General features: G+C 41.1%; 19 protein-coding genes. 6 read left to right on the top strand and 13 right to left on the bottom strand.

Going from position 1 to position 21,370, the window contains the following annotated elements; genetic code table 11:
• Positions 1-20: 20 nt before the first annotated feature.
• From PVK71_RS04710 to PVK71_RS04700, 3 genes are all read left to right on the top strand, one after another.
• On the top strand, positions 21-749 hold the full coding sequence (locus PVK71_RS04710; protein WP_130043884.1) for a glutathione peroxidase: 729 nt from the start codon (positions 21-23) through the stop codon (positions 747-749).
• A gap of 177 nt (positions 750-926) precedes the next feature.
• Entirely contained in the window at positions 927-2,393 is a 1,467-nt protein-coding gene (locus PVK71_RS04705) for a dihydrolipoyl dehydrogenase (RefSeq protein ID WP_274419500.1), read from the top strand.
• 103 nt (positions 2,394-2,496) lie between these two features.
• Positions 2,497-2,736 (top strand): DUF3624 domain-containing protein, encoded by a 240-nt coding sequence (locus PVK71_RS04700; protein WP_274419501.1) that lies wholly within the window; start codon positions 2,497-2,499, stop codon positions 2,734-2,736.
• Between the two features lie 267 nt (positions 2,737-3,003).
• Here the strand turns inward: PVK71_RS04700 and argH are convergent, their stop codons facing one another.
• From argH to argC, 4 genes are all read right to left on the bottom strand, one after another.
• Positions 3,004-4,878, bottom strand: a complete 1,875-nt coding sequence (gene argH / locus PVK71_RS04695; RefSeq protein ID WP_274419502.1) for an argininosuccinate lyase — start codon at positions 4,876-4,878, stop codon at positions 3,004-3,006.
• Positions 4,879-5,144: 266 nt separating this feature from the next.
• Positions 5,145-6,356 carry an argininosuccinate synthase gene (locus tag PVK71_RS04690; RefSeq protein WP_274419503.1) on the bottom strand — a complete coding sequence of 404 codons (1,212 nt, stop codon included), beginning with the start codon at positions 6,354-6,356 and terminating at the stop codon, positions 5,145-5,147.
• Between the two features lie 67 nt (positions 6,357-6,423).
• Positions 6,424-7,206 (bottom strand): acetylglutamate kinase, encoded by a 783-nt coding sequence (gene argB / locus PVK71_RS04685; RefSeq protein ID WP_274419504.1) that lies wholly within the window; start codon positions 7,204-7,206, stop codon positions 6,424-6,426.
• 15 nt (positions 7,207-7,221) lie between these two features.
• Entirely contained in the window at positions 7,222-8,226 is a 1,005-nt protein-coding gene (argC, locus tag PVK71_RS04680; protein WP_274419505.1) for an N-acetyl-gamma-glutamyl-phosphate reductase, read from the bottom strand.
• A 206-nt stretch (positions 8,227-8,432) separates the two neighbouring features.
• Here argC and argE point away from each other — a divergent pair, with 206 nt between their 5' ends.
• Positions 8,433-9,569 (top strand): acetylornithine deacetylase, encoded by a 1,137-nt coding sequence (gene argE, locus PVK71_RS04675; protein ID WP_274419506.1) that lies wholly within the window; start codon positions 8,433-8,435, stop codon positions 9,567-9,569.
• A 179-nt stretch (positions 9,570-9,748) separates the two neighbouring features.
• Positions 9,749-12,379 (top strand): phosphoenolpyruvate carboxylase, encoded by a 2,631-nt coding sequence (gene ppc / locus PVK71_RS04670; RefSeq protein WP_274419507.1) that lies wholly within the window; start codon positions 9,749-9,751, stop codon positions 12,377-12,379.
• Between the two features lie 157 nt (positions 12,380-12,536).
• On the opposite strand, the gene metF is transcribed toward ppc, so the two are convergent.
• From metF to nsrR, 8 genes are all read right to left on the bottom strand, one after another.
• A complete protein-coding gene (gene metF / locus PVK71_RS04665) occupies positions 12,537-13,427 on the bottom strand; it encodes a methylenetetrahydrofolate reductase (RefSeq protein ID WP_274419508.1) in 891 nt (296 codons plus the stop codon).
• 310 nt (positions 13,428-13,737) lie between these two features.
• Positions 13,738-14,187, bottom strand: coding sequence for a 50S ribosomal protein L9 (gene rplI / locus PVK71_RS04660; protein ID WP_130043874.1), 450 nt, complete (start codon positions 14,185-14,187; stop codon positions 13,738-13,740).
• Between the two features lie 40 nt (positions 14,188-14,227).
• The gene (rpsR, locus tag PVK71_RS04655; RefSeq protein WP_005421136.1) at positions 14,228-14,455 is read right to left on the bottom strand and encodes a 30S ribosomal protein S18; all 228 of its coding nucleotides are present in this window, start codon (positions 14,453-14,455) and stop codon (positions 14,228-14,230) included.
• A gap of 15 nt (positions 14,456-14,470) precedes the next feature.
• Positions 14,471-14,773 carry a primosomal replication protein N gene (priB, locus tag PVK71_RS04650; RefSeq protein ID WP_274419509.1) on the bottom strand — a complete coding sequence of 101 codons (303 nt, stop codon included), beginning with the start codon at positions 14,771-14,773 and terminating at the stop codon, positions 14,471-14,473.
• 8 nt (positions 14,774-14,781) lie between these two features.
• Positions 14,782-15,162 (bottom strand): 30S ribosomal protein S6, encoded by a 381-nt coding sequence (rpsF, locus tag PVK71_RS04645; RefSeq protein ID WP_005421140.1) that lies wholly within the window; start codon positions 15,160-15,162, stop codon positions 14,782-14,784.
• 238 nt (positions 15,163-15,400) lie between these two features.
• Positions 15,401-16,138, bottom strand: a complete 738-nt coding sequence (gene rlmB, locus PVK71_RS04640; RefSeq protein ID WP_130049238.1) for a 23S rRNA (guanosine(2251)-2'-O)-methyltransferase RlmB — start codon at positions 16,136-16,138, stop codon at positions 15,401-15,403.
• A 70-nt stretch (positions 16,139-16,208) separates the two neighbouring features.
• Positions 16,209-18,722: a ribonuclease R gene (rnr, locus tag PVK71_RS04635; RefSeq protein WP_274419510.1), complete on the bottom strand. Its 2,514-nt coding sequence runs from the start codon at positions 18,720-18,722 to the stop codon at positions 16,209-16,211.
• A gap of 87 nt (positions 18,723-18,809) precedes the next feature.
• On the bottom strand, positions 18,810-19,235 hold the full coding sequence (gene nsrR / locus PVK71_RS04630) for a nitric oxide-sensing transcriptional repressor NsrR (protein WP_274419511.1): 426 nt from the start codon (positions 19,233-19,235) through the stop codon (positions 18,810-18,812).
• A 106-nt stretch (positions 19,236-19,341) separates the two neighbouring features.
• Between nsrR and hmpA the strand changes: the two genes are divergently transcribed.
• Positions 19,342-20,526, top strand: coding sequence for an NO-inducible flavohemoprotein (gene hmpA, locus PVK71_RS04625; RefSeq protein WP_274419512.1), 1,185 nt, complete (start codon positions 19,342-19,344; stop codon positions 20,524-20,526).
• A gap of 113 nt (positions 20,527-20,639) precedes the next feature.
• Here hmpA and motX read toward each other — a convergent pair whose 3' ends face one another.
• Positions 20,640-21,272, bottom strand: a complete 633-nt coding sequence (motX, locus tag PVK71_RS04620; protein ID WP_130043867.1) for a flagellar protein MotX — start codon at positions 21,270-21,272, stop codon at positions 20,640-20,642.
• Positions 21,273-21,370 lie beyond the last annotated feature (98 nt).

Below are 21,370 nucleotides of genomic sequence, written 5' to 3'. Positions count from 1 at the left end.
AAAATTTAAAGGACATCATTATGTTTACATCTAAAGAAGGTCAATCAGTTCCTCAAGTTACTTTTCCTACACGTAAAGGCGATGCTTGGGTTAATGTAACAACAGAAGAACTATTTAAAGACAAAACCGTTATCGTATTTAGCCTTCCAGGTGCATTTACTCCAACGTGTTCTTCTAGTCACCTACCTCGCTACAACGAACTACACTCTGTATTTAAAGAGAATGGCGTAGATGACATCTTATGTGTTTCAGTAAACGATACGTTTGTAATGAACGCATGGAAAGCAGACCAAGAAGCAGAAAACATCACCTTCATTCCAGATGGTAACGGCGAATTCACAGATGGCATGGGTATGCTAGTTGAGAAAAATGACCTTGGTTTTGGTAAGCGTTCATGGCGTTACAGCATGCTAGTGAAAAACGGCGTGGTAGAAAAAATGTTCATCGAAGAAGACGTAGCAGGCGACCCATTCAACGTTTCTGATGCAGATACAATGTTGAACTACCTAGCTCCTGAACACAAAGAGCAAGAGTCAATCACAGTATTCACTAAACCAGGCTGCCCTTTCTGTATGAAAGCGAAACAGAACCTAATCGATAAAGGTCTGAACTATGAAGAAGTGGTACTAGGCAAAGACGCGACAACAGTTAGTCTACGTGCAATCTCTGGTCGCACTACCGTTCCTCAAGTATTCATTGGTGGTAAACACATCGGTGGCAGCGAAGAACTAGAAGCTTTCCTAGGCTAATAGATTAAGACAAAGCCATAACTAGCCCACCGCCTTGTGGGCTAGTTAACCACCTCAATAATTAGAAAACTCAGCAAAACCAAATAACTAAACTAACAATTCAGACTGACTTTAAAAAATAATAAAAAGTCGGAGGGGTTAGTGCATCCAAAACAAAGCGATTACGAGAGAATTATTATGAAACAAGTCAATGTAGATGTAGCTGTTATCGGTGGCGGTACAGCAGGTTTAGGCTCTTACCGTGCAGCAAAAGCACATACTGACAGTGTTGTCATGATCGAAGGCGGCCCTTACGGTACCACTTGTGCTCGCGTTGGTTGCATGCCGTCAAAGTTATTAATTGCAGCAGCAGAAAGCGTTCATCAAATTGAAAAAGCCCCGAAATTTGGTATCCACCCTCAAGGTGAAACCATCATTAATGGCCGTGAAGTAATGGAACGTGTTAAATTTGAACGTGACCGTTTTGTTAGTTTTGTTTTAGAAGGCGTTGATGAAATACCAGCAGAAGACAAAATCTCTGGCTACGCTAAATTTTTAGATGACAATACGTTACAAGTTGACGACCACACTATCATCACTGCAAAACGCATTGTAATTGCAACAGGCTCTCGCCCTGCTTACCCTGCAGTTTGGAATGAACTGGGTGATCGTTTAATCATCAATGATGATGTATTTAATTGGGATGATTTACCAAAATCAGTCGCGGTATTTGGCCCTGGCGTGATTGGTCTTGAACTTGGTCAATCACTTCACCGCTTAGGTGTTGAAACCAAGCTATTTGGTCTAGGTGGTCAAGTTGGTCCTGTAACAGACCCAGAAGTGATGGCTTATGCAAACAAAGCCTTCAATGAAGAGTTTTATCTTGATGCTGATGTAAAAGTAGAAAGCATGAAGCGTATTACGATTGAGTCAGGCGAAGATCGTGTTGAAATTAAATTCATCAACAAACAAGGTGAACTCGAAACTAATATTGTTGAATATGTATTAGCGGCAACGGGACGTCGTCCAAATACCGACAAACTCGGCTTAGAAAATACATCTATTGAACTAGATGAGCGTGGCGTGCCAACGGCAGACCATTACACGCTACAAACCTCACTATCAACCGTATTTATTGCAGGTGATGCAAGTAACCAACTACCATTATTACACGAAGCCGCTGACCAAGCACGTATTGCAGGTGATAATGCAGGCCGCTTCCCTGAGATCCGAGCAGGCCTTCGCCGCTCGAAAATCTCAGCAGTATTCTCTGACCCGCAAATTGCAATGGTTGGTGAAACGTATAAAGAAATCACAACACGTTTAGGTACTTGTGGCTGTTTCGCTACCGGTGAAGTGTCTTTTGAAAACCAAGGCCGCTCACGAGTAATGCTGCGCAATAAAGGTATTCTTCATGTATATGGTGAGCAAGGAACTGGTCGTTTCCTAGGTGCAGAAATGATGGGACCAAATGCCGAGCATTTAGCGCATTTATTAGCTTGGGCACACCAAAATAAGATGACGGTATCAGAGATGCTAGATATGCCTTTCTACCACCCAGTAATTGAAGAAGGTGTTCGTACTGCACTTCGTGATTTAAATGCCAAATTACATTTAGGTCCTGAAATGATCAAGCACTGCATGGATTGTGGCCCAGGTTGTTAATCTGATTAGATAACCTCTAAAAAATAAAAGACCAATGTTTGCGCATTGGTCTTTTTGCATTTAAAGTTCAGATCATTGCGTATTAGTCTAAGAATCTATCATCATGTCATGTAAAACTTGTCGTTCAGACATCTTTAAACAAAAGCTCGGTCGTTGCCCTCGTTGCATGAAACAACTAATGTTTCTCTCTATTGGTGGTTGGCTTACATGGATGGAGTTTTTTCAAGCAACGCCTTATCAAATCGAAGCGATTGCCACTTTTATGATAAGCAGTGCTTTTACTGGCTTACTGACTTTGCACTTACTGCTAATGGGATACTATCGTTTCACATTAAAGAACTAATACCATTCTGGATAAGTAGTTGTTCAGATAATTGCGTAGGAAAAATCGATTTTAACCAGCAAGAATGATCAAATACTTATGTAGATTGGAATAATACAAGCCATAAAAAATAAAGCCCTGACATCAATATAGATGTCAGGGCCTCTTAGAATCTTTCTAAGAAAAAGCAGTATTAATAAGACTAGTATTAAATGGAAAAGTTCACCACTTTTTCTTTTTTATTTTGACTAAATAGCTAAGCGTATCGCATAACTATTGTAATACTCATTAAGCAACACAGGTTTTTATGATCACTTGCTCTTGCAGGTTAACCTCAAGTGCAACTTCATCACATGCGTGTTGACGAGGGCATTGGTCACAATCTTTTAAAACCTTCTCAGGCAGCAGTGAGCGAGACGTTGGAATAAAGTCTTGCTTCATAAAGAACTCAGGAACACGAGTCAGTACAAATACTTTCTTAATCGCCATTTCACGAGCTTTCTCAACTAAGTGTTGAACAATCGCTTTACCTTGACCTTGGCTTTGCCAACCCGCTTCAACACCTAACGAACGAATCTCCGCTAAGCCAGAATCGTACACATATAAAGATGCACAGCCAGTCACTTCTCCATGATGCTCTGATACAGCAAACGAGCCGATATCACGCACTAATTCATTACGATTACGAGGTAAGTTCTCACCAAGGCCGGCCCAATACGCGACCATTCCTTCTAATGCATCTAAATCGGTTAAACGAGCAGGACGTACTTTTACACCCGTTGAATCACGCTCTTCTAAACGTTTACCAGCTTGCTCTACAGCATAAGCGACCTGCTCTGGTGCAACACCACCAAGAGCACAACGTTTAGCAAGACACGATTCAATGGTTAAGATCTGATATACGTCTTCCTCTATTACATCAGAGAAGGCTTTTAACTCTGCAATAGACAGTTCTTCTAGTGCGCACCCTTTCTCTATTGCGCCAACAACAGCCACGCCGACAATATGATGCGCCTCACGGAATGGGATCCCTTTTGCTACTAAATAATCCGCTAACTCTGTTGAGTTTGCATAACCTTGTTTTGCAGCTTCAAGGGTACGCTCACCATTGATTTTGATGCCTTCAAAACACAGTGCAGCCATTTCAATGCAATCAGACCAGCTATCTAACGCATCAAATAAGCCTTCTTTATCTTCTTGCATATCCTTGTTATAGGCCAGAGGCAGTGCTTTTACTGTCATCATCATGCCAGCCAATGCTCCGTATACACGGCCACATTTACCACGAATAAGCTCTAACGCATCTGGGTTTTTCTTTTGTGGCATTAATGATGAACCCGAGGTTACCGTATCTGCCAACTCTATGAAGTTTGATTCACCAGAGTTATAAAAAATCATATCTTCTGCAAGACGAGATAAGTGAACCATAGAGATAGAAGCAATCGACATTAACTCCATCACATGGTCACGATCCGACACTGAATCTAGACTGTTACGAGTCGCACGTTGAAAGCCAAGGTTACGAGCCAGTTTCTCACGATCCATTGGATAAGCCGTACCCGCTAAGGCACCAGAGCCTAATGGACAAGTATCTAAACGGTTAACCGCATCTTCAAGACGAGAGTAATCACGTTCAATCATCTCAACATAAGCTAAACACCAATGAGCAAATGTTACAGGTTGCGCACGTTGTAAGTGCGTATAACCAGGCAATACCGTTGCTTGATGCTCAGATGCAACATTAACTAACTGATTAAGAAGTAAATCAAGAGTACGAAGCAGTTGATGGCCTTGTTGGCGACACCATAATTTTAAATCCGTCGCCACCTGATCATTACGCGAACGGCCTGTGTGTAATTTTTTACCTAAATCACCCACTTTACCAATCAGCTGAGTTTCAACCCAGCTATGAATATCTTCCGCATCAGATAATAAAATCTGCTCTGGATCTTCCATTACTTCAAGCTTAAGTTCATTTAAAGCTAATTCAAGTTGTTGCTGTTCAAGTTCATTAATCACATTGACAGAAAGTAATGCTTTAGACCATGCAATAGAGCCAACAATGTCTTGTTCTGCAAGGCGATAATCGATACGAAGTGAATCGTTAAATTGTTTAAATCTTGTGTCTGCTGCTTGACTAAAACGTCCGCCCCATAATGCCATGGTGTCTCTCCTAAATGCACAGTGCTCACTGCTTTTTGCAAATATTAATTCTGATTCAATTCAGTATTTTTCTTGATAGTTCAAACTTACGGTAATTCTTGTAAAAAATAAAGATTTAATTCATTTTATTTACATATTTATTCACTAAATTACTCGTCACCCTAATTACTAATGCTTAGATAAAAAAATCGAAGCGCATTTAGTTATTAAATGCACTTCGATTAGTGTAAATCAATTTGTTTAAGTATTGTTACTTAACGTGAAAATTATTTGCTATTCAATGCACGAATACGACTTGATAGTGAGTAAAGACGAATAAAGCCTTCTGCATGGCTTTGGTCATATACTTCATCAGCACCAAAAGTAGCAAACTCTTCAGAATACAAGCTGTTATCTGAACGCTTTTGAGTAACTGTCGCTTGACCTTTGTAAAGCTTAATCACTACTTCACCATTTACGTCTTGTGCTAACTCTTCTGTTGCAGCTAGGATGGACTTACATAGCGGCGTAAACCAACGACCATCATATACAAGGTGAGAAGCTTTAATTCCCAACTCTTCACGAAACTCAAATGAAGCTTTATCTAAAACCAGTTGCTCTACAGCACGCAATGCTTCATTGATGATCGTTCCACCTGGAGTTTCATAACAACCACGAGACTTCATGCCTACCAAACGGTTTTCAACGATATCAATACGACCAACACCGTGCTTAATGCCTTTCTCATTTAGGTAAACAACGACTTCATAAGGCGTCATTGCTTTACCATCAACAGCAACCACTGCGCCTTTTTCTACTTTAATTGATACTGTTTCTGATTCATTTGGTGCTTGTTCTGGATCAACGGTCCATGCCCAGCAATCATCATTTGGTGCATTCCATGTATCTTCAAGAACACCACCTTCTGTTGAGATGTGCCATGCATTTGCATCACGAGAATAAATTTTAGTAAGTGATGCTGAACAAGGGATATTACGCTCAGCAAGGTAATCTAAACACTCTTCACGACTGACTAGATCCCACTCACGCCATGGTGCAATCACATGCAGGTCAGGGGCCAGTGCAGCAAAAGCACCTTCAAAACGAATCTGATCATTACCTTTACCTGTACAGCCATGACACAATGCATCAGCTCCCACATTACGTGCAACTTCAACTTGTGCTTTAGCAATAATAGGACGTGCCATTGATGTGCCTAGTAGGTATTTACCTTCATAAAGCGCACCTGTTTTTAACGTTGGGAAGATATATTCTGATACCATTTCTTCTTTTAGATCAGCGATATAACATTCAGTAGCACCTGATGCGATGGCTTTTGCTTCAATGCCTTCTAGCTCTTCAGCACCTTGACCAACATCAGCGACAAATGCGATAACTTCACAGTGGTAGTTTTCTTTTAACCACGGAATGATCACCGAGGTATCTAGGCCACCTGAGTATGCAACAACAACCTTGTTTACTTTTATTTTCTTGCTCATTCTATTCTCCTTGCTCCGCATACTCGCGGCGACTGTATTCTAAAAACTAAAAATTGAAACTCATTGCCTACTTAGGCTGAAACTGTGTGCCGATACTGTTGCCAATAAACAACTCAGCTAATTTTTCTGGCGAGCGCCATGATGCCACCTCTATCGCTCGACCTAATTCTTGTGCTGCTTCTAATGCCGCTTTTACCTTGACGATCATGCCATCCGTAATCACTTCTTGCTGAATCAATGCTTCTGCTTTCTCTGAATCTAAACTGGTGATCAATTGCTTCTTGCTATCCAATACACCAACGACATCGGACAATAAAACGAGATCAGCATCTAATGCCATTGCCACAGCCACTGCTGCTTGATCTGCATTAACGTTCATTAATTCGCCTTGTTCGGTAATACCAATAGAGCTAATTATTGGGGTCACCTTTGTCGCTAAAATGGCGTTCAACACACTTGCATCACCTGCTGCGGCTAAACCTACATTACCTAGTTCAGGATTAAGCTGTGTGATTTTACATAGACCACCATCAGCCAAACTCAAACCAATTGCATTCACTCCACTTTTCATTGCTTGGCCTTGCAACATTTTATTTGCCGTACCAGCCAGAGCACCTGTGATATAGCCAATTTGGTCTTTTGGTGTCACACGCAAACCTTCTTTTTTAATGGTTTCAAGTTGAAGTTTACCCATCAACTCATCCACTAAATAGCCACCACCATGAACAATAACCAACGCACGGTTTGCTTTCTGCTGATAGTTTGAAACCGTTTTAAACAATTGTGTTAACGTTTCGGTTGATGACAATACGGCGCCACCTAACTTAATCACTAAAGGACGTTGCTTCATACTAAATACCATACCTTATATTAAAGACGTTAACATTGGAAAGCCAAAACGAATATTAATGCACTGCATTGCTTGGCTTGAGGCACCTTTTAATAAATTATCAATCGCAGAAACAACAATCAGATGCTCACCTTGCACTTTCCAGCCAATATCACAGAAAGGTGTTTTTTCAACAGATTGAATTTTGGGCATCTCATTACCAAGTAAACGAACCACTGGTGTTTTTGCATAGGCGCTATTAAATGCCATTTGAATGTCTGCTTCTGTTACGCCTTTCTCTAACTTAGTAGTAATCGTTGCTAAAATTCCGCGCTTAAAATTGCCAAGATGAGGCGTAAAAATGACATCACATCCTAAATGCGCGGCAATTTCAGGTTGATGACGGTGATTAAATACACCATAAGGTTGAAGGCTAACTTCACAAAAGCTGCTGGTTAAATTCGCTTTACGCCCAGCTCCAGTAACACCACTGATCGCATTAATAACTGGCCATTGATTTTTATCTAATAAATCAAATTCAACTAATGGTTTTAGTGCTAATTGTGATGCAGTTGGATAACATCCTGGTACGGCAACCAATTGAGCTTGAGTGATCGCTTCTGCATTCCACTCAGCCAAACCATAAACTGCTTTATCTAACCACTCTTCATATTGATGCTCAAAACCATAAAACTCAGAATAAAAACCATCTTTTTTTACCCGAAACGCACCTGATAAATCAAAAACTACGCAATCATGCTCTAAAAACGTCGCCGCTAAATCGTGGCTAACTTCATGAGCAGTCGCAAGCAACACAACATCAGATTCTTTTGCTACTTGAGTAACATCCAATAGTGGTTGCAACACATCATCGACAATACCTTTTAATGAGCCATACAATTCACTAATCGCTTTGCCTTTATCTAAGCTGTTTTCTGATACATACAAACCCGCTAAAGAAAGGTGTGGGTGCTTAAATATCATCAGCGCTAATTCTGCACCTGTGTATCCGCTTGCTCCGATGATGGTTGTTTTCAACATAATACGTCCGTTTATCTCTTCATCTATTGAAGGAAAATGCCATTCAGGGTAACTTGAGCGTTACACATATTTGATACTGGCTTTCCTTTTTATAATTTAGTTTATTCATTAAAATTAAACTAAATTGTATTTCTATTCACTTTATGTGATTTAATATGTGTTTTACAGGGTTCTATCTTTTGTGTCAACAGTGGATATATGAATAAATGAAATTTCCAGAATTTAAAGAGTATTATCAGCAACTCATTTCTACCTCATCGATCAGCTCAACCGATTCAAGTTGGGACGAAGGCAATGCCGAAGTCATCCACAAATTAGCGCAATGGTGTGAAGACTTGGGCTGTGAAGTTGAGATTGAAGAGATCGAAAAAGGCAAACTGAACTTATTGGCTAAACTTGGCTCAGGAGAAGGAGGGCTATTATTAGCAGGCCACACAGATACCGTACCTTATGACCAAGGTCGTTGGAATTACGAACCTCACGCATTAACCGAAGCCAATGATAAGTTCTACGGTCTTGGGACTGCTGATATGAAGGGGTTCTTTGCTTTCATTTTAGAAGCAATTAAAAACATCAATTGGAAAGACCAATCCAAACCACTTTATATTCTGGCTACCTGTGATGAAGAAACCACTATGCTTGGTGCTCGCCACTTTGCATCAAATACTCAAATACAACCGGATTACTGCATTATCGGTGAGCCTACGAGCTTAAAACCAATACGAGGTCATAAAGGTCACGTCGCCAATGCGATTCGAGTAACAGGTAAGTCAGGGCATTCTTCTGATCCTGCTCATGGGGTTAATGCTTTAGAAATCATGAATGAGATCATGTTTGCATTAATGGGTTTAAAAAATAAACTAGTAAAGGAATATCATAACCCTGGTTTTTCCATCCCATACCCAACACTCAACCTTGGTCATATCCATGGCGGAGACAGCCCTAACCGTATTTGTGGCTGTTGTGAATTGCATTATGATGTTCGTCCATTACCAGGGATCAGCCTTGATGGACTCGACAATATGCTGCGTGATGCGCTAAAAGAAGTTGAAGCTAAATGGCCGGGACGAATCGATATCACTCCTCTTCATGAGCCTATTCCAGGTTATGAATGCAGCCCAGATAGCCCAATTGTTACAAGTACCGCAGAACTTTGCGGTCAAGAGGTGGAAACTGTGAACTATTGTACCGAGGCTCCTTTCTTACAAGATCTGTGTCCAACGTTAGTTTTAGGTCCTGGGTCAATTGAACAAGCACACCAACCTGATGAATTCTTAGCATTTTCTTTTATCGATCCAACGATCAATGTATTAAGTAAATTGATGTATAAACACTGTTTCTAAGCTGAAATAAATTTACAAAAACCGTCAATATCAAAATGAATATTCGATGATCTACGGCAATAATTTGTTTAAAAAGTCATCGTTTATTCTTCAATATTTGACGAAGCGCCGTAAATTCGGATAGATTGGAGTCAGGAAAAAATTTGGATGTAACAAAATTACACGTATAGGAAGTATGTATGAATGAAAAGTATTCTGCTTTAAAAAGTAATGTCAGCATGTTGGGTCATTTACTTGGTAATACGATTCGAGACGCACATGGCGAAGAATTATTAGCAAAAGTTGAAACCATTCGTAAGCTGTCGAAAACAGCACGCGCAGGAAGCGATGAAGACCGTAATGCACTGATTGAAGAAATCAAAAGTCTCCCAGATGATCAATTAACACCAGTAGCTCGTGCATTCAGCCAATTCCTTAATCTTACCAATATGGCAGAGCAGTACCATACGATTTCACGCCATTGTGAATCACATGTATGCGAACCTGATGCGATTAGTACCCTTTTCTCTAAATTAAATCAAAGTGATATAAGTAAATTAGATACTGCACAAGCCGTTCGTGAACTGAATATTGAACTGGTATTAACGGCGCACCCAACAGAAATTGCCCGTCGCACCATGATCAATAAGTTGGTGAAAATCAACGAATGTTTATCAAAACTTGAGCTTGGTGATATCTCTTTCTCTGAGCGAGACAAAACAGAACGTCGTCTTGAGCAACTGATTGCACAAGCGTGGCACTCTGATGTTATTCGTCAAGAACGTCCTACACCATTAGATGAAGCTAAATGGGGTTTTGCCGTTGTTGAAAACTCTTTATGGCAAGGTATTCCGGATTTCTTACGTGAATTCGACCAACGTTTAGAAGATCACTTAGGTGAAGGCCTTCCTATTGATGCTCGTCCTGTTCATATGTCTTCTTGGATGGGAGGGGACCGTGACGGCAACCCATTTGTAACGCACAAAATTACGCGTGAAGTCATGCTTCTTTCTCGCTGGAAAGCTGCTGATCTTTACCTAAAAGACATTAACGAATTAGTCAGCGAACTTTCAATGGTCAAATGCTCTGATGAGGTTCGTGAACTGGCTGGCGATGAGCACGAACCTTACCGTGCGATCCTAAAACAACTGCGTGTACTTTTAAGCAATACGTTAGAAAACTTAGACGCACAAATGAAAGGTGAGCTTGTACCAAATAAAGCCATCTTAACTGATGCAGATCAGCTATGGAACCCACTATACGCGTGTTACCAATCTTTACATGCTTGTGGTATGGGCATCATTGCAGATGGATCTCTATTAGATACACTTCGCCGCGTGAAAACGTTTGGTGCTCACCTTGTTCGTCTTGATATTCGCCAAGAAAGTACGCGTCACTCAGATGTTTTATCAGAACTTACTCGCTATTTAGGCATTGGTGATTACGACCAATGGAGCGAACAAGATAAGATTTCTTTCCTTGTTAATGAACTCAGCTCTAAGCGTCCTCTTCTTCCTCGTAATTGGGAGCCATCTCCTGACGTTCAAGAAGTAATTGATACCTGTAAAGTCGTTGCTGAGCAATCAAAAGAAGCGTTAGGCTCTTATGTTATCTCAATGGCTCGAACTGCATCGGATGTACTGGCTGTTCATTTACTACTTCAAGAAGCTGGCTGTCCATTCCGTATGGATGTATGCCCACTATTTGAAACTCTAGACGATTTAAACCGCTCCAAAGAAGTAATGGAACAACTGTTCTCTATTGACTGGTATCGTGGATTTATCCAAAACCATCAAATGGTGATGATCGGTTATTCTGATTCTGCAAAAGATGCTGGTGTAATGTCAGCGGGTTGGGCGCAATACAGCGCGATGGAAGCACTGGTTGAAGTGTGTGAGAAAGAGAGCATTGAGCTTACTTTATTCCATGGCCGTGGCGGTACTATTGGTCGTGGTGGCGCTCCTGCACACGCAGCGCTTCTATCTCAGCCACCAAAAAGCTTAAAAGGCGGTTTACGCGTAACTGAACAAGGTGAAATGATCCGCTTTAAATTGGGCCTACCTGAAGTTGCAGTAAACAGTTTTAACCTATACGCAAGTGCGATCCTTGAAGCTAACCTTCTGCCACCACCAGAGCCAAAACAAGATTGGCGTGATCTGATGGAAGTATTATCTGAAGTATCGTGTGAAGCTTACCGTAATATAGTTCGTGGCGAAAAAGACTTTGTACCTTACTTCCGAGCAGCAACACCGGAGCTAGAACTGGGTAAACTTCCACTAGGATCTCGCCCTGCTAAACGTAACCCAAATGGTGGTGTTGAGAGCTTACGAGCAATCCCATGGATCTTCTCATGGAGTCAAAACCGTTTGGTTCTTCCTGCATGGCTAGGTGCTGGTGAAGCGATTCAATATTCAATTGATAAGGGTCATCAAGAGCTATTAGAGGAGATGTGCCGTGAATGGCCATTCTTCTCTACACGTCTTGGTATGCTTGAAATGGTTTACACCAAGTGTAATCCACAGATGTCTGAATACTACGATCAACGTTTAACTGACAAGTCTCTATGGCCTCTAGGTGAGCGTCTACGCAATCAATTACAAGCTGATATTAAAGCGGTATTGAACGTAGAGAACAGCGATCACTTAATGGAACGTGACCCATGGGGTTCTGAGTCTATTCGTCTACGTAATATTTATGTCGATCCACTAAATATGCTACAAGCTGAGCTTCTGTTCCGTACTCGTCAAAAAGAAGAGACGTCACCAGAGCTTGAAGAAGCACTAATGGTTACTATTGCTGGTATTGCTGCAGGTATGCGTAATACTGGCTAATCATTAGGGTTTAAACCTCCTTCCTATATTCAAAGGTCACTTCGGTGGCCTTTTCTTTTATCTTTTATCTTTTATCTTTTATCTTTTAGATAGATACAGACACAAAAAAACCGCTATAGTAGCGGTTCTTTATAATGAGTTCGAAAGGTAATCTAACTTAACCTTTAGGGCGTACACCTAGAGTATGACACAGTGCGTAAGTATGCTCCGCACGGTTTAGAGTATAGAAGTGGAAGTCTTTTACTCCTTCACGGCTGAGAACACGCGTCATATCGATAGCATGGCTTGCTCCTACCATTTGACGGGTCACAGGATCATCATCCAAGCCTTCAAACTGCTGTGCCATCCAGCCTGGGATCTTCACATTATTCATCTTGGCAAAACGAGAAGCTTGCTTAAAATTCGATACAGGCAAAATACCAGGAATGATCTCAACATCAATGCCAGCAGAGACACAACGGTCACGAAAACGTAAGTAGCTTTCTACATCAAAGAAAAACTGAGTTATCGCACGGTTCGCACCCGCATCCACTTTACGCTTTAGATTCAACAGATCGGCTTGTGCGCTTTTTGCTTCAGGGTGAACCTCAGGAAAAGCAGCAACTGAAATATCAAAATCATGTTGAGACTTCAATAATTCAACAAGATCAGAAGCGTACATTTCTGGGACTCCGCCATCTGGTGGGATATCACCACGCAATGCCACGATATCTTTAATGCCATTTGCCCAATAGTCATTAGCAATATCAATCAACTCTGAGCGACTTGCATCAATACAAGTTAAATGCGGGGCAGCAATAAGACCCGTTTGCTCTTTAATTTCTTTAATAATGGAGTGAGTACGATCACGCTCGCCTGAGTTTGCGCCATAAGTTACCGACACAAATTTCGGTTGTAAGGTTTTTAATCGGTGAATAGAGTTCCACAACGTTTCTTCCATCTTCTCTGAACTTGGTGGAAAAAACTCAAAAGAGACATTGATATTACCATCAAGCTCAGCAATATTTTGATTCAGTGACTCTAAGTGGCTTGCGTGTGAATAGGCCATATCTTGCTCTCCCTGCTGTAATACTAAAGGTGTGCATTACAAAAATATATCATCCGTGACGACATCATTTAGACGTCTATATGTCTATATGTCTATATGTCTATATGTCTATATGTCTATATGTCTACAGAATGTATGTTATAGTGTTCAATGTCAAGGGGCTGATTATGAATTTTTCTCAAGTTATTATTGAGTTATTTTCAAGATAGAAAAGGCGGATGAGAATAATGAATCGAAATAAGAATATAACGGAGAGATAAAAAAAACGCCAGCACTAAGGCTGGCGTTTAAATTATTAGTTGGCTATTGATTACTCAGCAGCAACAACTTCTAATTTCAATGTAGCAAATACTTCAGAGTGAAGTTGGATGCTAACTTCGAAAGAACCAGTTGTACGTAGAGCGCCTTCAGGAAGACGAACTTCGCTTTTCGCAACTTTAACGCCTGCAGCTGTAATAGCATCAGCGATGTCACGAGTACCGATTGAACCGAATAGTTTACCTTCGTCACCAGATTTTGATGCGATAGTAACTTCTAGAGCGTTAACAGACTCAGCACGAGCTTCTGCAGCAGCTAGTTGCTTAGCAACGTTAGCTTCTAATTCAGCGCGACGAGTTTCAAACATCTCTACGTTAGCTTTAGTTGCCATAACAGCCTTACCTTGTGGGATAAGGAAGTTACGTGCGTAACCAGCTTTAACGTTAACTTGGTCGCCAAGGCTACCTAGGTTACCGATTTTATCAAGTAGAATAACTTGCATTATCTTAGTCCTCTATATACTTAATTAAACAACTAACGACTTACAGATGCTTATCTGTGTACGGTAGAAGTGCAAGGTAACGAGAACGCTTGATAGCGCGAGCTAGCTGACGTTGGTATTTAGCACGAGTACCAGTGATACGGCTAGGTACGATTTTACCAGCTTCAGTGATGTAGTTTTTTAGAGTTGCTACGTCTTTGTAGTCAATCTCTTGTACGCCTTCTGCTGTAAAACGGCAGAATTTACGACGACGGAAGAAACGAGCCATGGGCTATCTCCAGATCTAAATTAATTTAATATGCTCAGCATGTAACACTACTCTCGCCACGCCATTTCGGCCTGTCTGATAAGTGATAAAACCACCTACCGTAACGTTACTACTTTGAGCTAAGTTTGCAGTTAAAGCTTGAGACCTTTGTCCACTCACTACCACGTTCATTCTGCAATAGACTTCACGTGATAAGCCAGCTTCCTGTTTAATCGAACGATGCTCAATGACAAAATGACAATGAGGTATGCCCGCAGGACTAAGACTTCGAACCGGAGCCTTGGCGATTACACCGCTTAACTCCAATCGATTGGTCATCAATTCAATTACTCAGCAGCAGCTTCTTCAGCGCGTGGTGCAGCGTCTTCACGCTTAGCAGAACGCTCTTCTTTAGCTTTCATCATTACTGATGGCTCAGTGATCGCAGCTTTAGTACGCATGATCATGTTACGTAGAACAGCATCGTTGTAACGGAATGCAGTTTCTAGTTCATCAATAACAGCTTGCTCAGACTCAACGTTCATAAGAACGTAGTGTGCTTTGTGCAGTTTGTTGATTGGGTAAGCCATTTGACGACGACCCCAATCTTCTAGACGGTGGATAGTACCACCAGCTTCTGTGATTGAACCTGTGTAACGCTCGATCATGCCAGCAACTTGCTCGCTTTGATCAGGATGCACCATGAATACGATTTCATAATGACGCATTGGTTGCTCCTTACGGATTATTCAGCTTCCACGATTGGCTCAGTCATCCAAGGGAAGCAAGGAACTAAAAAAAAGACTGAGAATTAAGAACGGCGGATAGTATAGAAAAACAGCGTTATTAGCAAGAAAAAGATAACTAAATCACAAAAATATTTTCTCTGATTTCAAAGAAAAAAAGAAGGTAATGAATCACTCATCACCTTCTCACTTAGCTTGCTGTTTTATCTGTTATTTCGCCTTATAACGAACGCTGGCGTACTGCTTCAAACAAACACACACCAGAAGCTACAGAGACATTTAAACTGGTTACAGAGCCTGCCATTGGGATTTTAATCAGGTCATCGCAAGTCTCACGAGTTAGGCGACGCATACCATCACCTTCTGCGCCCATAACGATTGCTAATGGGCCGGTCAGTTTCGCTTGATAAACATCATGCGTCGCTTCACCAGCAGTACCAACAAACCATACGCCTTTCTCTTGCAGAGCACGCATCGTACGAGCCAGGTTAGTCACGCGAACCAAAGGAACCACTTCTGCTGCACCACAAGCAACTTTACTTACTGTTGCTGTCATTGATGCTGACTTATCTTTAGGCACGATTACCGCAGCAACACCTGCACCGTCAGCATTACGCAGACAAGCACCTAAGTTGTGTGGATCGGTAACGCCGTCCAGCACTAAGAATAATGGATTCTCAGATTGTGCCATGATGTCGTCTAGATCGTTTTCATTAAGCTGCTTAGCAGGAGTAACACGAGCAATAATACCTTGGTGATTTGCACCATTTGCTTTGTCATCCAACGTTTTACGTGGAAGCTCTTGGATTTTAAACCCAAGATCAGTCAGTTCCTTGATAATAGGTAACAAACGATCGTCTTCACGACCTTTTAATACAAATATTTCAATAAAACGGGCAGGATCACGCTCTAATACTGCTTTGGCTGCGTGGATGCCAAAAATAAATTCATTACTCATGCTGTCGCTTCTTTCTATTACAAATTAGTGGTTCTAATGGAGCATCGTCGCTCCATTATCGAATCGTTACTTATTCCGCTTTCGGCTTAGGTTTTCTTGCGCGCACTTTTTTCTTGTGCTTTGGTTTCGGCTTTCTTTTTGCCTTTACCTCATCAGCTGAGCCATCTGGACGTTTTGTTGGTTCAACCATGGCTTGAGCTTTTGATTTCACTTTGCCCTTACCTTTGGATTTACGCTCACCTAATTGACCACGGCCTTTTGGCTCCGCTTTCTCGCCTTTTTTCTTTGGCTTAAAGTTAGGATCGCGACGAGGCTCTTTTGTGCCACGTTTTTTCGCGTTATCTTTGGCTGTTTTACCATGACCACGCGCTTTACGCATTGAGCTTGTACATTCAAAGTCAATGTTGCGATCATCAAGATTAACGGCGACAACCTTAACGGTAACCTGATCACCAAGACGGAAAATTTGACCAGAGCTTTCACCAGTTAAACGTTGACCTGCTGGGTCGAATTGGTAGTAGTCATTCGCTAATGATGAAATATGAACTAAACCATCGATATGCAAATCATTTAATCGAACAAAGAAGCCAAAACCGGTGACATTGGCAATTACACCTTCTAGCTCTTCACCGATATGATCTTGCATGTATTCACACTTCAACCAATCGGCAACATCACGTGTTGCATCATCTGCACGGCGCTCAGTCATTGAACATTGTTCACCAAACACATCCATATCATCGAATGAATAATGGTAACCACCTGTTGGTGTCCAACGATCGTTATTTTGGCCTTTCTCTTTGGCAATTAGATACTTAATTGCGCGGTGTAACAGGAGATCAGGATAACGACGAATTGGCGATGTAAAGTGCGCATAACGCTTCAATGCTAGACCAAAGTGACCTTGATTATCTGCGTTGTATACTGCTTGCTTCATTGAACGCAGCAGCATCGTTTGAATCAATTCTTTGTCAGGACGATCAGCAATCACATGCACCAGTTGGCCATAGTCTGTTGGTGACGGCGTTAACCCACCCGACAAGCTTAGACCAAGCTCCCCTAAGAAATCGCGGAAACCCATTAAACGTTCTTCACCTGGAGATTCATGCACACGGTACAGTGCAGGCTCTTTGGCTTTTTCAACAAAAGAAGCCGACGCGATGTTCGCTAAAATCATACACTCTTCGATGATCTTATGAGCGTCATTACGAATCACTGGTTCAATGCGGTCAATCTTACGATCGGCATTAAAGATAAACTTAGTTTCAATAGTTTCAAACTCAATCGCACCACGAGCTTCACGTGCTGTTTTTAGCACCTGATACATATTATGAAGCTCTTTAAGATGCGGAACTAATGGCTCATAACGTTGAGTCAGTTCTTCATCACCATCAAGAATATCACTTACTTTGTTGTAAGTAAGACGAGCGTGTGAGTTCATTACCGCTTCGTAATGCTTAAAACCTGACAGCTTGCCTGATGCAGAGATAGTCATCTCACACACCATACATAGACGGTCAACTTGTGGGTTCAATGAACATAAGCCATTCGATAATACCTCTGGCAGCATTGGTACTACTTGCGCAGGGAAGTAAACCGAGTTACCACGCTGAATCGCTTCTTTGTCTAATGCGTTATCAGGGCGAACATAATAACTTACATCAGCAATCGCAACCCATAAACGCCAACCACCAGAGGCTTTCGCTTGACAGAATACCGCATCATCGAAGTCACGAGCATCTTCACCATCAATCGTTACTAATGGTAATTCACGAAGATCGACACGACCTTCTTTTGCTTCTTCAGGTACTTCTTCTGCTAAGCCTTCAACTTGTTTTTCAACGGCTGTAGGCCATACATGAGGAATATTGTGAGTGCGTAGTGCAATATCGATCTCCATGCCTGGTGCCATATTCTCACCAAGTACTTCAATCACTTCACCTGACATGCCACGAGCACGGCCACCACGGTCAGTAATATTAATCACAACGACATTACCCATGCGAGCACCCATTTTATGCTCTTTAGGGATAAAGATATCTTGGTTGATCCGTGAATCATCAGGAACAACAAAGCCCAAGCCATCTTCAATAAAGAATCGGCCGACAATACCTTCGTTATGAGGTTCTAATACACGTACAACTCGGCCTTCTTTGCGGCCTCGTTTATCGGTACCTGTTGGCTGAACTAATACCACATCACCATGAATGACTTTCTTCATTTGGTGGAAAGGCAAAAGTACATCATTGTCTTTACCAACACTGCCTTCAGGACGGATCCAACCGAACCCATCACGGTGTCCAAGTACCACACCTTTTAATACTTCAATGCGTTCAGGTAATGCATAGCATTGACGACGAGTGAACACTAACTGTCCATCTCGCTCCATCGCTCTTAAACGACGACGTAAGCCTTCATAGTTATCTTCACCAGATAAACCTAGGGCTTCGAATAAGTCATTACGATTTAAAGGAGCGTCTGCTTTTTGAAAGAATTCAAGAATACATTCACGACTTGGAATTGGATTCTCATACTTTTCTGCTTCTCGATCTTTGAAAGGATCGTTTTGAATAATCTTAGACATAGGCGACCTGCTTAGTCAGAGGAGATAATAAGGTAATTGTACCTGAGTATGCATATAACAGATAGAAAAGGATTTGGAATTACGGTCTTAAACGCGATTTAGCAAAATCAGTAATTCACTGTTATCTGTCAACATATCCTGAATCGTATAATTGTCTAATTCATCCAAGAATGCTTGTTTCGCTTTAGCAAGAGCACATTTAAGTCGACAGGCAGAAGTAATATGACAAAATTCAGGTGCGCAATTTACAACCTGTAGTGGTTCAATCGAACGGATCACATCACCTATAATAATTTGATTTGCTGGCTTACCTAAACAAATCCCCCCATTCTTACCTCGAACCGTTTTTACATAGCCTTCTTGACCTAATTTATTGATGATCTTCACCATATGGTTACGCGATACACCAAATGCTTCAGTTACAACTGTAATACTGGTTAGTTCATCTTCAGGCAATGACGCTAGGAATATCAAGGCTCTTAGGCCAAAGTCGGTAAAATTTGTTAGTTGCATATCCTCTCCTTATCTTTATTTATTGTAAATCTTCTCTTGACCAAAAGATATATTTTAGATACAACTTATAACATACATAATAAATACACCTTTAAAGGTACACATCATGCTCAACAAAAATACTATTGATATCATTAAATCAACGATTCCATTACTTGCACAAACAGGCCCGGCATTAACTGCTCATTTTTATGATCGTATGTTTACTCATAACCCTGAATTAAAAGATATTTTTAATATGAGTAACCAACGTAATGGCGACCAACGTGAAGCGTTATTCAATGCGATCTGTGCTTATGCGGGTAATATTGAAAACCTAGAAGTGCTATTACCCGCCGTAGAGAAAATAGCCCACAAACATACGAGTTTTATGATCACCGCTGATCAATACAACATTGTTGGTGGTCACTTACTTGCAACGCTTGATGAGATGTTTTCTCCAGGCCAAGAAGTTCTTGATGCTTGGGGTGAAGCTTATGGTGTATTGGCTAATGTATTCATTCAACGTGAAGAGCAAATCTATCAAGATAATAATGCTCTTGATGGGGGCTGGCGCGGACTGCGTGAGTTTGAGCTAATCGCAAAAGAAAAAGAGAGTAAGCATATCACTAGCTTTACGTTTATGCCTACAGATGATCAGCCCGTTTCCCACTTCAAACCAGGTCAATACATTGGTATTTACTTAAACCCTGAAGAATTTGAAAACCAAGAGATTCGTCAATACAGCTTATCTTCAGTGCCTCAAGAAAAAACATATCGTATCTCAGTAAAACGAGAAGATGGCGGTAAAGCCTCAAATTACCTACATGCATCTCTGAATATTGGTGATAAGGTAAACCTTACCGCACCTGCGGGAGATTTCTTCTTAGAAGTTGAAGCATCAACACCTGTTACGCTTATTTCTGCAGGTGTGGGCTTAACTCCGACTCTTTCTATGTTAGAAACACTGACCCAACATAAAGAAAAAGTAACGTGGTTACACGCAACGGAAAATGGCTCTCAACATGCATTTAAACAACACATTTCTACTTTAGCTGAAAAGCATGAGCATATCTCTGCGTATACTTGGTATAACCAACCACAGGAAACAGATACGCTAAATCAAGACTTCCAGTTTAACGGTTTAATTAATTTAACTGAGGTTAAAGAAGAGATCGTCTCTGATAATGGCCACTACTACTTCTGTGGTCCTGTTGGCTTTATGCAACATGTCGCGAAGCAATTGATTGAACTGGGTATTACTGAGGATCGTATTCATTATGAGCGCTTTGGCCCTCATAAAGTTCTATAAATTAATAGAGTCTTAAATGCAAAAACGCCCAGCGGTAATTTATCGCTGGGCATTTTTTTGAGCTGATGAAATTACATATCCAACGATAATAGTTAAATATTAAACTTTAGGTTCTACCAGAAGGTATCTCGTCTTTTTGCTCTCGCAATCACATTGCCAGGCATACGCATTTCTAATCCATTTCTTAAATTAGCAATTCGTTTATGCTTACGTCCATCTGAAGTCACCGTGTTATATAACCATCGATACGCGTCTTCATAATCAAGTGGGCTACCATAATCACTCAATAGTAGCTCAGCAAGATGAATACGAGCATTTACATTTCCCATTCCTGCGGCTTCACGCAAGTAAGGAATTGCTCGCTCTCTATCTTGTTGAACCAAGGTACCTTTGGCGTAATATCGACCAATCTGCTCAAGTGCTGCGGGTAAACCTTGTCTTGCTGCATTTTCCATGTAGTAAAGCCCTAGCTCTACATCACGGTCCACACATACTCCCCACGCCAACATGTCTCCGTAAAGAAACTCGTAAGCAGGTGAATCAATCTTAGTAGCACGAGCTACAATGTCTTCAACTAATTGACAATTATCTACATTTTTCACACGGGTTAGGTGTGAATTTGTATCAAATAATCGAAACAGTTGGTTTTCGGTATAGATTGGGATCGGTTCTCCGATCTCTTCGCTAGAAGCATGCATAGGCACTAATGCTACCATGCAGGCTGCTACGAGATGTCGTAGTTTCATAATTCATCAACTCTTTATAACTGTATTTATTGTATCGACGTAAGCGGCAAGTTCTTTAGACAAAATTTGCCCTTAGTGGCAATTTTTTGCCCATACTT

This window comes from Aliivibrio sp. S4MY1, assembly GCF_028765545.1.
Taxonomy (GTDB): Bacteria; Pseudomonadota; Gammaproteobacteria; order Enterobacterales; family Vibrionaceae; genus Aliivibrio.
This window is presented reverse-complemented; position numbering and strand designations above follow the sequence as displayed.

Coding starts and splice junctions, on each gene's coding strand:
- rpsR (WP_005421136.1), bottom strand. CDS start 14,455: ATGGCTCGTTTCTTCCGTCGTCGTAAATTCTGCCGTTTTACAGCAGAA.
- hmpA (WP_274419512.1), top strand. CDS start 19,342: ATGCTCAACAAAAATACTATTGATATCATTAAATCAACGATTCCATTA.
- PVK71_RS04690 (WP_274419503.1), bottom strand. CDS start 6,356: ATGAGCAAGAAAATAAAAGTAAACAAGGTTGTTGTTGCATACTCAGGT.
- PVK71_RS04700 (WP_274419501.1), top strand. CDS start 2,497: ATGTCATGTAAAACTTGTCGTTCAGACATCTTTAAACAAAAGCTCGGT.
- PVK71_RS04710 (WP_130043884.1), top strand. CDS start 21: ATGTTTACATCTAAAGAAGGTCAATCAGTTCCTCAAGTTACTTTTCCT.
- motX (WP_130043867.1), bottom strand. CDS start 21,272: ATGAAACTACGACATCTCGTAGCAGCCTGCATGGTAGCATTAGTGCCT.
- argE (WP_274419506.1), top strand. CDS start 8,433: ATGAAATTTCCAGAATTTAAAGAGTATTATCAGCAACTCATTTCTACC.
- rplI (WP_130043874.1), bottom strand. CDS start 14,187: ATGCAAGTTATTCTACTTGATAAAATCGGTAACCTAGGTAGCCTTGGC.
- argC (WP_274419505.1), bottom strand. CDS start 8,226: ATGTTGAAAACAACCATCATCGGAGCAAGCGGATACACAGGTGCAGAA.
- nsrR (WP_274419511.1), bottom strand. CDS start 19,235: ATGCAACTAACAAATTTTACCGACTTTGGCCTAAGAGCCTTGATATTC.
- argB (WP_274419504.1), bottom strand. CDS start 7,206: ATGAAGCAACGTCCTTTAGTGATTAAGTTAGGTGGCGCCGTATTGTCA.
- argH (WP_274419502.1), bottom strand. CDS start 4,878: ATGGCATTATGGGGCGGACGTTTTAGTCAAGCAGCAGACACAAGATTT.
- rnr (WP_274419510.1), bottom strand. CDS start 18,722: ATGTCTAAGATTATTCAAAACGATCCTTTCAAAGATCGAGAAGCAGAA.
- PVK71_RS04705 (WP_274419500.1), top strand. CDS start 927: ATGAAACAAGTCAATGTAGATGTAGCTGTTATCGGTGGCGGTACAGCA.
- priB (WP_274419509.1), bottom strand. CDS start 14,773: ATGACCAATCGATTGGAGTTAAGCGGTGTAATCGCCAAGGCTCCGGTT.
- ppc (WP_274419507.1), top strand. CDS start 9,749: ATGAATGAAAAGTATTCTGCTTTAAAAAGTAATGTCAGCATGTTGGGT.
- rlmB (WP_130049238.1), bottom strand. CDS start 16,138: ATGAGTAATGAATTTATTTTTGGCATCCACGCAGCCAAAGCAGTATTA.
- rpsF (WP_005421140.1), bottom strand. CDS start 15,162: ATGCGTCATTATGAAATCGTATTCATGGTGCATCCTGATCAAAGCGAG.
- metF (WP_274419508.1), bottom strand. CDS start 13,427: ATGGCCTATTCACACGCAAGCCACTTAGAGTCACTGAATCAAAATATT.